This is a genomic window from Sporosarcina sp. OR05 (genome assembly GCF_041414805.1).
GTDB classification, from domain to species: Bacteria; Bacillota; Bacilli; order Bacillales_A; family Planococcaceae; genus Sporosarcina; species Sporosarcina saromensis.
The window spans coordinates 65,897-80,140 of record NZ_JANKJL010000009.1; the positions used below are offsets into that span (position 1 = coordinate 65,897).

The 14,244-nt window shown below is 38.7% G+C and carries 8 protein-coding genes; 2 read left to right on the plus strand and 6 right to left on the minus strand.

What is annotated here, in order from left to right; genetic code table 11:
• Nucleotides 1–19 precede the first annotated feature (19 nt).
• Nucleotides 20–1,141, plus strand: a complete 1,122-nt coding sequence (locus tag NRI27_RS13165) for a response regulator (protein ID WP_371391109.1) — start codon at nt 20–22, stop codon at nt 1,139–1,141.
• Nucleotides 1,142–1,294: 153 nt separating this feature from the next.
• Here NRI27_RS13165 and NRI27_RS13170 read toward each other — a convergent pair whose 3' ends face one another.
• From NRI27_RS13170 to NRI27_RS13195, 6 genes are all read right to left on the minus strand, one after another.
• Complete coding sequence (locus tag NRI27_RS13170; RefSeq protein ID WP_371391110.1) at nt 1,295–6,913, minus strand: SpaA isopeptide-forming pilin-related protein; 5,619 nt, start codon at nt 6,911–6,913, stop codon at nt 1,295–1,297.
• Between the two features lie 52 nt (nt 6,914–6,965).
• Complete coding sequence (locus NRI27_RS13175; RefSeq protein WP_371391111.1) at nt 6,966–7,598, minus strand: class D sortase; 633 nt, start codon at nt 7,596–7,598, stop codon at nt 6,966–6,968.
• A 188-nt stretch (nt 7,599–7,786) separates the two neighbouring features.
• Nucleotides 7,787–10,789: an ATP-binding protein gene (locus NRI27_RS13180; protein WP_371391167.1), complete on the minus strand. Its 3,003-nt coding sequence runs from the start codon at nt 10,787–10,789 to the stop codon at nt 7,787–7,789.
• A gap of 468 nt (nt 10,790–11,257) precedes the next feature.
• Nucleotides 11,258–11,980: a DUF6904 family protein gene (locus NRI27_RS13185; protein ID WP_371391112.1), complete on the minus strand. Its 723-nt coding sequence runs from the start codon at nt 11,978–11,980 to the stop codon at nt 11,258–11,260.
• Nucleotides 11,981–12,354: 374 nt separating this feature from the next.
• The gene (locus tag NRI27_RS13190) at nt 12,355–12,486 is read right to left on the minus strand and encodes a hypothetical protein (protein WP_371391113.1); all 132 of its coding nucleotides are present in this window, start codon (nt 12,484–12,486) and stop codon (nt 12,355–12,357) included.
• Nucleotides 12,483–13,784, minus strand: coding sequence for a tetratricopeptide repeat protein (locus tag NRI27_RS13195; protein ID WP_371391114.1), 1,302 nt, complete (start codon nt 13,782–13,784; stop codon nt 12,483–12,485). Before NRI27_RS13195 ends, NRI27_RS13190 begins: the two co-directional genes overlap by 4 nt.
• Before the next feature lie 240 nt (nt 13,785–14,024).
• Between NRI27_RS13195 and NRI27_RS13200 the strand changes: the two genes are divergently transcribed.
• Complete coding sequence (locus NRI27_RS13200) at nt 14,025–14,219, plus strand: hypothetical protein (RefSeq protein WP_317943077.1); 195 nt, start codon at nt 14,025–14,027, stop codon at nt 14,217–14,219.
• Nucleotides 14,220–14,244 lie beyond the last annotated feature (25 nt).

Genomic DNA, 14,244 nt, shown 5'->3' on the forward strand with positions numbered 1-14,244 from the left:
TGGAAGTAGGTGATAGGTTTTGATACGAGCGGTCATTGTAGATGATGAGATTTTAGCATTGCAACATTTAGAAAAATTACTTTTAAAGACAGACCAGGTCGAAATCATCGGGAAGTATACAAATGCAATTGATCTGTTAAAAGTAATGAAAACATTAAACTTCGATGTGGTTTTTTTAGATATTGAAATGCCAAAATTAAATGGCATCGAGTTTGCCGAACTAATCAGAGATTGGAATAGTGCTATCAAAATTGTCTTTGTTAGTGCGTATCGAGATTATGCCATTGAAGCATTTGAATTGCAGTCCATTGATTATTTACTGAAACCCATCACATTTGATCGTCTTCACAAAACTGTGAATCGCATTGTAGACCAACAACAGACGAGTGAAAAAACCGTTTTACTTAATGAAACATATACCCTAAAAATCATTTGTTTCAATGAATTTACGGTGTATCATCACAATGTGCCGGTGAAATGGAAGACAGCAAAAGTAAAAGAACTTTTCGCCTACCTCTTTACACATTTAGGTGAGCACATACACCGTGATACACTAATTGATAATCTTTGGCCTGAAGTTGAATTTGAGAGAGCAAAAATTCAAATGCATACGACGATGTCTTATTTACGAAAAATGTTAACGTCCATGGGCTTCAGCAATGCCATCACGTTTTCGAATAGTGGTTATACTTTATCGTTAAACCGGTTTCAATGTGATGCACACCAATTTGAAAGACTAATTAGTGATCAACATCTTATAACTAAGGATACGTTCTATGTCTTTGAAGAAATTGTTGACCAATATAGTGGAGGTTATTTAGAAACAACTGGTTATAATTGGGCTATTCCGATAGCGAGTGAAATTCGACAAAAATTTTTACAACTAGTGCAACGACTCGTTGACTTTTTCAATGAAAACGGTAATCTTACAAAAACGGAAAAGTACTTACAACTTCTCGTGTTGCACAACCCCTATTCAGAAAATGTCATTCAGCAATTAATGCGCCATTATGTTACTGTTGGAAATCGTGGCGAAGCAGTCCGAGTCTATCACGACATGAAGAATCTGCTCATCACCGATTTCGGCATCCCCCCTGATGAAGCAACAACCAAACTATACGAATCAATTATCACGCGTTAATTCCGCTAGAATATTGTTCTTGCATTCTTCTAAGAGTGGTGGTTATTTACAGCACTTCTACCTTTTATAATTTTATAAATAGCCGATGCACTTCATAAGGGCAACACAAAAAACGTGAGAAACCACAAAATAAGTGGTTTCTCACGTTTTACTTTATAGCTTTCTATTACGTATTTTTTTCGTCCCTACTAACCAACTTCCCAATAGAATAAACAGAATTCCTAACGCGATTGACCCAATTGGGTACGCTTCTCCTGTTTGTGGAAGCTTCTTCCCTCCATCTCCTAATACACCGGAATTAGGAGGTTTTGGCATGGGCTTTCCTGGTTTTTCTTGTTGCCCTTTATCTCCTGAATCCCCCTCCACTTCTGAATCATCTGGTTGAGTCGGTTGTTCAGGCGTTCCCGGCTGACCAGGTTTTCCTGGCTCCTCTGGCTCTCCTGGTTTTCCTGGTTCACCTGGTTTTCCTGGTTCACCTGGTGTTTCTGGTTCGCCTGGTTCTTCAGGATCTTCACCTGGTTCACCTGGTTTACCCGGTTCTTCTGGCTCTTCCGGATCAGTCGGTGGATCTACCGGTGGGGGGAACCATCCGCCAGGACTTTCTTTCGTATTTTCGACCGTCAATTCTAAAATCTCTGTTTGGCCGACCTCGATTGTAAACTCGATTGGCGCACGCAGCTTCACATAACCTGAAGGTGCCGCTGTTTCAACAAGTTTGTAACTGCCTGGATATAGATCCTTTATTTCAAATAAACCATTCTCATCCGATACAAGGGTGTCATCGAGAATAGTACCGGATGCATCTTCCACCCTAAACTTCGCTCCTGCTAAAGGATTCCCATTTGCTCGGTCCACTTTTTTGACACGTACATCTCCAGGTACAGCACTGTTCTCCATACGTAATTCTAACAGTTCTGCAGGGTCCACTTCACTTGTTTCCACTGTGAACTTTAATGGTTCAGCATTAAGTTCATAGCCATTTGGAGCTTCGGTTTCAACAAATTGATAAGTGCCCGGCGCTAGATTTTCCACTAGGATAATCCCGTCAGCATTCGTTGTATGTGTCGAGATAACTGTTCCATCGTCGTGTTGTAATTCGAACGTCGCTCCACTTAATGTCTTTGTTTCATCTTTTGCGTCAATCTTCAAGAGTTGAACATCTCGTGGGATGAGAGTGTTCTCAACCTTCAAGACGAGTGGTTCCTGTTGATTGAAAATAATTGTAAAAGGAATCGGTTCTTTTAATGCTTTGTACGTTTCAAGCGCTTTCGTTTCAACGAGTTGATAGTTCCCAGGCGCAAGTCCTGTCACATTAATTTGTCCTTCTTTATTCGTGACTAACTCCGTTCTCAGCACATCCCCACTAGACGTTTCAATTTGGAATTCTACGCCTGCCAACGGTTCGTCCGTTACGCTGTCAACTTTTTGAATGACAACACTTCCAGGACGTGCTGTATTCGACTTCACTAATTTCATCATTTCTGCTGGAGAAACGCTGCTCTTCTCAACAGTGAATGGAAGTGGTGTCGTATCGAGCACATACCCTTTCGGAGCAACCGTTTCAACAAACTGATAGCTTCCTGGCGCAAGGTTCTTCACGACAACCAAACCATCATCATTTGTCGTATGCTCTGAAATGACGGTTCCATCTTCGTATTGCAACTCGAATGTTGCTCCACTCAACTTGTTCAATGGATTGCTAGCATCCACTTTCTCTAACTGAACGTTACGTGGAATGAGCGTGTTTTCCACTTCAACTTGGACGTTTTTCGACGGGCCAGTTTTCAGAATAAACTTTATCGGTGTATTGTCTAGTTGATAAAACTCAGGTGCTTTTGTTTCAATGAAATAATATGTGCCCGGATCAAGATTCTGAACAATCGCTTCACCCTGTTCATTTGTTCTGACAAGTTCTCTAACGATATTGCCGTTTTCATCTTCCACCCTAAATTCTGCACCTGTTAGAGTAATTGTGTTGTCAACACTATCCACTTTTTTCAATAATGCTGAGCCTTTTTTAATGTTTGTAGCAGTGACTTCTTTGCGAACAGTTGCATCTTCTTCAATTTCAAATCCAATAGAACCTTGAAGAAGTTGATAGCCAAGTGGTGCCTTCGTTTCGACAAAACGATAACTACCCGGATCCAAGCCTGTTACGATAATTAATCCATTTTCATCCGTGATTAAATTTTCTCCTTTAATTACGAAACCGTTTTCTGTCGCTTTTTGCAGCATAAATACTGCGCCAGCAAGTACGTTCCCCTCTTCACCAAACTTCTGAAGCTGAACTTCATAGACAAGCTTCGTATTATTGACGGTTACTTTGTTTCCTGGCTTATCTGCATTTTCCTTCTCATAAGGCGAGTCAATCGTAATCGATTGATCTGCACCAGCAAGATAGCCTACAGGGGCTTGAATTTCTTTTAGAAGATAGTTTCCATATAGGAGTCTATTAAAGAAGGCTTCGCCATCCTCATTCGTCTCCGCGGTCGCTAGTGTTGCTCCGCTGTCGTTATCAATCAGTGCAAATTTTGCACCTTTTAGAAGCTCCCCAGTACTGCCATCTCTTTTAATTACAGTCAATCTACCAATTTCACCAGTTCCTGCGCCCATGCCATTAGTTCGCTTCACTTTAAACGTATCACTTGAACCCGTTTCAGTAGTAATGTTACTACCACTAAACGTTACATCATTATTAATGTCTTCTCCTACCGCAGCAAGAATACGAGTTTGGTATTCAAGAATATATGGCTCATTAATGACACGGAGAAAGTTAAGCGTAAACGAATCAGGATCTTCTGTAAACGAAAGGGTGTAATCCACATCTTTCTCCATCAATGCTTGTTTCTCAACAGATCCATCCTGAGAAACTACGGTCTTGTAAAGTTTGAAAGTATCCTGCATAATAACTTGCTTGCCATCCGGTACATCATAAATTTCTGTATTATGGACATTAGACTGTGCGAAGTTAATATCTAGTTTCCAATCAATGACCATACCTTTTTGAACACCTGATTTTTTGATGTACGATCCACCGTTCGGGATCGGAACAGTTGCATTCAATTCCCATTGTTGCGAACCGTTATTCTTTAAGATCGCCGTGTTGTTATAGGATGCAGCTACAAGGGATACTTCATCCACTGACGTATTGTAAACGACTTTATATGGTTCACTAATCGCTCTGGTAAAGTTAATTTTGAACTGTTTCTCAGATGGATAGGAAATGGAGTAATCGATTCCTTCGACCGCTTCACCTATTTCTACTCCATTTGATCCGCCAGTAAGCGACATTTTATAGACAGTAATCGATTCTTTTAACAGCTTTTGATTCCCGTCATACGTGTCTTCAATGACCGCATTTTCTAACGTTTGTAAGTTATAGTTTACACCGATTTCCCACGTAATTTCTTTTGTGACCGCGTTGTAGGAACCATTTTTGAAACCGTTTGCCTGTGTATAGACATCTGGTGTGAATTTTCTTGACACAGTAAGAGTACGATCTCTATTGGAAGAGTCTTTCCAGTCAAGCTTCACCTGATTTTCAAGAAAGTCCGAATCTTTATCCGTTCTCGATTCATAATCAAAACGAGTGTTGTACGTAATAACAACCTCTTTTTCGATCGTTCTATGAAAAGTGAGAGTGAAGCCATCACCTGTTTCAACGACTGTATACTCGTCTTCAGGTACCGTAACCCCTGCCTCTTTTACAACAACAGTATCCGCCTTGAACGTCAGGCCACCGTTTGTAAACGTGTCTGTTACAACAACATTTTTCATTGTATGGTGGTCTCTGTTCACGCGAATCGTCCAGCCAATTTCCTTCGTTTTGTAGTTAGGCGTTCCGTGGCTCTTGAACAGTATTTGTGGACTAATCTTTTGACCGACATCTCCTACAACGTAAGAACCCGCCGCTACTTCATTCACAATTGTCGCATCTTCATACACACGATCGATCGACTTTGTTTTGTACGTAATTTTGTAGGCTTTATTGATATCCTGATTAAAACTTAAAACGAACCCGTTCTTACCTTCTTTTGATTGATTGGTAACAGTGAATTTGGTAAATGGCACCGAACCGGATTCTTTACCCGTTTCCGGATTAATCGTCACTTGCTCAACTGTGAATGACTCACCAAGCAATTCTTGGCTGTTCGTAAAAAAGTCTGTTAACTTCGCTTCGGACTGTGGAATTTTCTTCTCATTGTAATTGTAGAGAATTTCCCACTCGATGGACTGCTCCGCGCTGTTATATTGCTTAGCACGTTTTGCAAGCGGTTTGCCGCGTTGAATGGAAACGGAAGCTGTTGCTTGCTGGTCTTCCTTTCCATCTGCTGTCAAAGTCGCGGTGTTTGAGAAAGTTGTTGCTTCTTCGTCGATTACGGTAGTTTCAAACACCAGTCGGTAGGCTGTGTCAATATCGCCCAGTGATACTGGGAACGATTGGGAAGCTAATTCAATCCCATCTCCAACCTCGACAGATCCATTCCATTTTGTATGCAGCTTATAAAGCTTTATCGATCCCTCTTTCAGTTCTTGTCCGGTTTGAATGGGATCGACGATTTGAGCGTTCGTCAAAGAAGCCAAGTTTTTATTCACGTCAATCGTCCACGTGATAAATTCACCATTGTACACACGATTTGGCGTCCCTCGCTTCTCAATCGCAGCTCCGCCTGGTTCGAAGTTTAGTGGGATACGAATAGAAGTCTTGCCTTCAATTGGCGTGATAATTAGTTCGTCCCCTGTAATGATTGTTTCTTCACTGATTTCAGTCCAAACTTTGACATAGCCGTTCACATTGGAATATTGCCCGATTACATCTGTAAATTGAATGGTTGCTGTACCATCTGTAGCTACTGAAAAATAGCCGACAACCTCCTCTTCAAATAGCATTTCTGCAGATACTATTTGCTCGTATACCTTTAATTCAGACGGTAACTGAAACGTAAACGTCGCTCCGGATGTATACCCATGACCATTTTCTAATGCCCACTTGTATTGAACACCAATAATGGTATCTTGATCGACTTCATCAACTGGTGTGCCATCGCTTTCCTTCTCAAACGTCAGCTCAACATCCGTTAAGATATTCTCCGTAATTGATCCTGCATTTGTAGGAATTGTTGTAGCTGTAGTCTCCGCTTCGGTTGGATTGCCATTTTCTGTCAGCTCCTCACCTTCGCCAACAGGTAGATTCTCTTCTTCTCCAGGAGATTCTTCTTTAGTGTTCCCACTTTCATCTCCATCAGCTTCAGGTTGTTCGTTTTCCACCGTAGCCTCTTCACCCGACTCTATTGGATTTTCAGTATTTGTTTCCCAATCACTTGTTTGCTGACCATCCACTTCATACGTTTCCCCAGCAAACATAAAGTTTGTTGCCTCTTCTATTAATTTACCAGAAACACTGAACGAACCCGATTGCTGTGGGTGTTGCTCATTAATACTTGCTGTTATAAATCCATCCGCAATGGTATAGGCAATCGAAATATCTCCATCTTGCCATACGCCAGCTGCTTGATCCACCTGTACTTGTTGAGGAAACGGCAATGAGAACGACTGTCCTTCAGTAACCTCTCCTTCAACTTTCCATTCATAGTGAAGTTGTATTGTGGAATCGTGTGTAAAACTGTCACCTGCTGTCGTTGCCTTACGTTCCATAACCATAAATGACTGTGTGGAAGTGCCAGCTTCACTTGCATGCACCATCGAAATTGGTCCTAAAATCGTTTGACCGATGAGCAGTAGAAATAATGCAAAAATTGATAGTTTCTTCATTTCATCCATTCTCCCTCTTTCCTGTACCAGTATCCATCCTGTATGGCCAATGTCATTTCTCACCTTGACCATTTACAAGTTTGCCTTGGACTATTAATCGATAAGGTGGATTGTGACTTCCTAAGGGTGTGCACGTAACGAGCGTCAATAGCGGATCTTCCTGATCATCTAGAACAGACACTTCCGATTGGTGGACGACGAATGAATCGGTGATGACATATTCAAACGTTCCATCAGTCGTTACGACAGTCGCCGTATCACCTGGTTCCACTTCCCGCAATCGATTGAACTGCTTTCCGTGTGTGACGGATCGATGACCTGCTATTCCGATATTGTTCATGCCAAACTGTTTTTCAGGCTCTATCATGCCAACACCTTTTGTCAGCGCTTCAACTGAGGAACTATCAAAAATCGCGATTTTCAGATCAATCTTTTCAATTTGTAATAGTCCCGTCACCCCTTCCAACAAATCGGCTTCCTCGGAATCCGCCGTGCTTCCAACCTCATCTTTCATCTCACCATCTACCACAGGTTGCTCAGATTCTTCAATTGTCCCTAGTCTTTCAAAAGCGTCTAGTAGATCTTGTTGTTCTTTGTGATATGCTTTTTTTTCGATTTGAGGATAAAAAAGAATGCCAAGGCCAACAACCAGTAGCAAACTACCTACTACTCTACGAATGTACATCACACTCCTTATCAAACAGAACTTCTACCACCATATATACTCTATGCAATAGCCCTTAAAGTCTTCTTACCTTATTCTTAAACTTCTCTTAAACAATGAAAATCCATACAAAAAACCGCATGAAGCAAAGATATGATTCTCTTGCTTCATGCGGTATATTTATCTTAGACTAGCCACTTACAAACCCGTTATGACTCGATGTATGGAATTTGAAATTTGACAGTTGTCCCTATTCCACGTTCACTTTCAATCACTAATCCCTTACCGTATAATCTTCTTAAACGGCGTTGTGTATTTGCTACCCCAATCCCTTTCTCTTCCTTCGTCGCATCACTCATCAGTTGTTGCACTTGTTCAATTGACATCCCTATTCCGTCATCTTCAACAATTACATCATAGTATGTGTCTGCTCTTTTAATCCGAATGACGACAGTGCCACCTTCTACACGCTTAAGCACACCATGACTCACTGCATTTTCCACGATTGTTTGAAGTGCTAATGGAGGTATGAATAATCCTTCTTTCTCATCAATTTCCCAACGAACTTTCAAACGTTCACCAAATCGTTCTTGCTCAATATATACATACGATTTAGTCAATGACAATTCATCTGTAAGTGGAATAACATCGTCAATATTTTGGGTATGAAAGCTTTTACGTAAATAATTGCCGAACTCATTTAATAAGCGCGTCATCCTCGTTGCATCAATGTCTGCTAACGAAGCAATTGTATTCAACGTATTATACAGAAAATGCGGCTGTATTTGCGCTTGGAGCCACGCAGCTTCCATACGACTCTGCTCTTTCACTGCTTGTCGCAAACTCGTCCACACTTGAACACGTGATTGCATTGAAAGTGCATTCATCGGCTTGGCTACATAATCATTCGCTCCTGCCAAATAACCTGTAAGTATATCTTCTGGCTGACTTCGAGCTGTTAACAGAATGATTGGCAATTCGGAAAGGGAAAATCGCTTTCGTATTAACTTTGTCAATTCATAACCTGATAGATGTGGCATCATCACGTCAATTATTGCGATGTCGAATACAAACTCATCTACTAATTGAAGGGCTTCTTTACCATTCATAGCAGTAGTTACAAAATACAAGGGTTGGAATAAGCGTCGTAAAACGTGTAAATTTACAGCATCATCATCCACCACTAAAACACGTGGTTTGTTTACTAGTACTGACTCCTCATCCGATTGCCACCTTGGATCGATAAGCATTTCATTGTCCAGAAGAAATTGGCCTTGTACATTGTTTTCATTCACATTTTCCGAAAGTGGTAATGTAATAGAAAATGTAGAACCTACCCCACTCTTTGAAGTGAGAGAGATTTTTCCTCCTTGCAACTCAACAAGCTCTTTACAGATCGATAGTCCAACGCCTATACCACCAATTGCCGCAGTGTTCGTATTATCTTGAACGTATCGGTTAAAAATCTTCTTCTGGAATTCATCATCAATGCCAATGCCCGTATCATGAATACTTATGGTAGCCATCTGTCCATCATGTTTTGCATACAACGTGATTGTCCCTTCATCAGTAAACTTTACTGCATTGTGTAATAAATTAAACAGTATTTGGAGTAATCGATTTTCATCCGCCTGTATAGCTGGAAAGTCATTCGGAATATCCATCTGTAGTTCAAGCTTTTTATCGTAAATGACAAACTCCATCATGTCCAGCACCGCTGAAGCAATAGACTGAAGACGTACCGGCTGAATATTCAGTTGCAACTTCTGTTCTTTAATACGGGTACTATCCATCAAGTCATTAATTGTAAACGACATTTGCTTCCCTACACGCAGCAGTAATTGTAAACTTTTCCTTTGTTCAGCAGACAACTGCTCTCTTTCGTCCATTAAAAGTGAATGCGTAATATTTAGTATGCCATGAAGTGGATTTCGTAACTCGTGTGACGTATTAATCAGAAAATCGTCTTTCATCTTATCAGCCTTTTGGAGCTCCAACGTTTGCAAATCATTCAGTTTCGCAACTCGGATATGACGATTCACCAAAAGCAAACCAATCATTATTATTGCAATAATAAAATCAAAAGGATAATAGGGTATGTTTGAAAATCCTAACTTGATGGCAGTCCCCCATAAAATATTAGATGTATAACTCGTGATGAATAGTAAAATAAAAATCGCATCTGGAAAACCTGTTGACACAGCTTTAATTGTCTGGATAAATAGAAAAAACAAACCGACTCCGTAAAACAATGCAATCCCCACGCCCAAATATGTGTATAGATGGAACGGTAATATCAACGTTCCAACAATAAGCAACACAAATAAACCAACTAAAGCATTATACATACGTGATGACAACTCAAATAAATGCTTAATAAAAGTAACCGTAACGAATAACGTAGCTAGAAACAACATTAATAATAGTTTATAATCCCATTCAACCGGAGTAGGGAGTTGCAGTACAATATCATCATCAATCAGTATTGCAAATCCGCTAATAATAAGAAGTAAACCGTAATAAAAAACCTCTCTTTTGTATTTTCCTTTCCCAAAGAAATAAATACAAAAAGCATATAGACTATGCAGTAAATAAATCATACAAACAACAATTTGCAACGTAATGGATTTCTTCGATTCATTAAGAATCGAATAGGATGATCCTATTTTAATACTGTCAACAATTCCACCAAAAAATGGGACGTCATAATTTGAAACATGGATGACTAATTCAACTTCTTGCTGATCGGTCGGAAATAGAACCATAAATGGCCCTCGTTCTGTTGCATAGCCTTTATCCAATTGAACCGGCTCATTTTGCCAAGCAACAAGTTCGCCATTTATGAACACTTTTGACGCAGATATCATTTTTTTAAAACGCAGACCATATAACTTCTCATTTGTCGGCGGAAGAAGAATGGTTAACTTGTACGTTCCATAGCCAAATGTAGGCATCGTTTCAGAAAGCTGTACTGTCTTCTCCCAGCTGCTTGGCACGTCAATGAATTGACCGCCCTTTAAACTTCTACTAGCAGGTATTACAAACTCATTTGGATAAAACATCCACTCACCATCTAGTGTAATTGCATCATTTTCCCCAAAACGCCAATCTTGTAAATCGACGATTCCCCGTTTTGCTTGTGGATGTTCTGGAACTTGGTGGCTTACAATCCAAGCTATCCTAAACAACGTCAAACCCAGTAAAAACAACACAATTGTCAAAAAGATTTTCCTCTTTGACAATCGCAAACCATTCCCCATTCCCATTCAATTCCTTTTCGCATTTATCGAAATATATAATCTTTTCTTCATTACTATTGCTTAAAAGTAAAGAATACAGTAAAAATCAGCTTTGGTAAACAGCTTGTTAACTGACAGCTCGTGTTGACAGCTATCCTCAAATATCCATTGATCTTTAAAATTTCATATATTCTACATCTTAAATAAAAACCAAAAATAAAACGACCCAACGATAATAGCCGTTTTATTCACAATTGTATTATATTAAATTCACTATTCATCTGCACAAGCAATTCACATCACATGATGAATAGAGCTTAACCAAATGATTAAAGCTTCTATTTAGTTTAATGACCTATGTAAAGATCCTTTACAAAATCGTTAGAATACCTGAACCACGAAGATTATTCTAACTTAAGATATACTAAAATAACATTTAGCTTACCACACAATTTCCTTAGGGCATAATTCAAATGGTGCAATTTTTGTCGGGCAAGTTTTTTCCAACAACGCCTCATTTTCTATTTTACGTTTCAAATCGATATAATTTTTATCTTTGTTCGCAATACGCTTGGCAACGATACTGATATTCGCTAAGCGTTTGTCTTTTGGCATTTTAACTAATTCAACATTTAAGTAATCAATATACTGAGGATAATAATTTTGGTAATAACCAATAAAAGTTGGCGTGAGCGCACTCTTTAATAAACGAAACTTTTTGTCCCCTATCGTTCGTTCAAGACAACATCCAAGAACTGCTTGGAATTGTCGGATGACTGCAGGATTCATATCCCAGAAATGCTTTCGGTGTTTAGCGGACAGTTCAACGAATTCATTCATCACAAAGCCGATAAACAACATTTCCGGCCAGAGCACTTTAAAGTGATAATAAGCGTTTTTTTCCGAAATAGGTGCAACAGAAATACCATTTTGTACGAGTTTGTCCACTCCATTTGGTACAAAAGCAATACCTCGATGGCCATTCAAAGTGTACTCGATCTCTTCATTAAAATCCAACACACGCTGCCGAACTTGCTCGTACCCTAAATGTTCCCCTTCCTCCCCAACAATTGCATGTATCGCTTTACTCAGACACTCAAAGTCATTTCGATCACCAGCAAGGTGTACACCTGCAAAATTCGGCGTATTCTCCATACAGATCATCTACTCATCTCTCCTCTAGCAATCAATGGTTTGTCATTAAATCCTACCACCATATTTCGAGTAGGTCTATAAAACTATTGAACTTCCTAGTAGATGTTACTAAAACGATACATATTTACAGAAGAAGAGTAGAGCGTATAATAAGGCAAATGAAGGAGAGAAACTCTCAATACATTACCAAATACTGTTTATGATATACTGATCGAAATGGTACAAGACTATGTATAATGCAATATCTACTATTATATTGTAACAATTACAATTAGTATAGATTACCACTCATATGATCTATTATACAGAAAATAGAGTTCTAAAATAATTAAGTGTTGAAAAATAAAAAAAAAACGCCTAAAAAGGCGTTTTTTGTGAGTGACTTACTTTGAAACGGAAGTTGTTTTGATGCTCATGATATCAGGTTCTCTATCTTTATTTGCATGTGCTTGATGATCACCAACACTAAACAGAAAAACCGATAACAGACAAAGTGCAATTAAAATTTTTTTCATCCTAAATCCTCCCAGCTTTCAATCTTTTTATTAATATAACTATAGCGGTTAGCCTCTCTATAATAATTTGCCGCTAATTTATATTTCCGGTTATCATAATACCATTCCGCTAATGCAGTATAATACTTTTGTACGTATCGATAATCAGAGAGTTTTTTAAAGTACTCAATAACTTCAATTGCTCTCTTTTCATCCATGAATTTTTCTATATAAATAAATTGATAAAATCTAAAATGATAATAATAAGTAATGAAACGTGAATCTGGCTGTTCTTCATAAAGTTGAATACCTTTTTTTACCCATGTTATAACTTTATTCTTTTGTGCTATCTTTGAATATTCAATTATCAGGCAATAAATTGTTATATAGGGATTTTTAGTATATTCTTGACTGTTGATACTTTTCAAGTAATAGTCTATTGCTTCTTCTCGGTTTCCTAAAATAGAGTTAAGACTACCTAAATTATGATAAATCAAACCCATCTCGTCTTCCAGGTTAAAATCTTCACAAATTTGTTGCGCTTTTGTATATGCTTCAAAAGCTTCTTGGTATTGCTCTGATTTTTTGTACGTAATTCCAAGAAGTATATAGCATTCTAATACTCTTTTCATTGAAAACTGTTCTCTAAAATAAGTAAGTGCTTTTCGAATATATTCAATGGAATGAAAAAGACGAATATCGGCTGTATACGCTACACCTAAAATATAGTCTAACTCTGCTTTCTCCCATTCTTCCAAGTGAATTAAATTTATCATTTCTACAACATGCTCAAAATTCTCAATAGCTTCTCTCATTTTCCCAGACGAGTAGTATAGCAATGCCTTATTCAATGTGTACAAGTACATTTGATGATCATCGAAATTAGATGTAAATTCGTCTATAACTTCTAAGTCGCTCCACCTTTGTTCAATATTTTGCCCAAGAATCAATCGAAAACGAAAAACGATGAGTAGGTAAGTATAATAGAGTGATTGATCATAAAATACAGGGTTTTCATTAACTAATAGATCTAGTTGTTCTCTTGTGTAGGTTTTATCACGTTTTGTAATGACTGAACGATACGTGTCTTTTAATAGTTTTGCAAACTTCTGCTCGAAATCGCTTTCAACAGATGAGCGAAACTTGGTAGAATCCATTCCAAGCCGTTCCATTAGCAGCTCGACGACTTCTTCACTTGGATTGATCATGTTGCGCTCGATTTTTGATAAGTAAGAAGGCGTGCAAATTCCTTTTGCAAGAACAATTTGTTTCATGTTTTGCCGCACCCGTTCGGCACGAATCACATGTCCTACTTTCATCGCCCTTCCCTCTCTTCATTATCATAAATCATCGGTTGCATCTATCATACCATGAAATGTTGGGAAATATATTAGAAAAAACGATAAAAAATGCCCTTTTCGAAAAAAAATGTCCCAACTTGCTTGTAAACCGCTTCAGAATCAAACATGTTATACTTTACACAAGGAACAAAAGATATAAATTACACAATATTTTTTCACGATAAATGGACTACATCAAAAATAGGAGAAGGGAAGTGTGTGAGGATGGCACTAGATCATCGAAATGCGATCGACTTCAGGGACATGGAAATCATCATGATGAAAATTGAATTGAAGAAATTTGTACGTAGAATGCAAGCGGAAGGGTTTTTGTCATCCGTGAATGCGAAAGAACCCATTCCAGTACTAGAAATGCCGATTGAACCATTTAAAGTAGCTGGAAAAACGAACTAACGAAAAGCACCAGACCTCTTTTAAC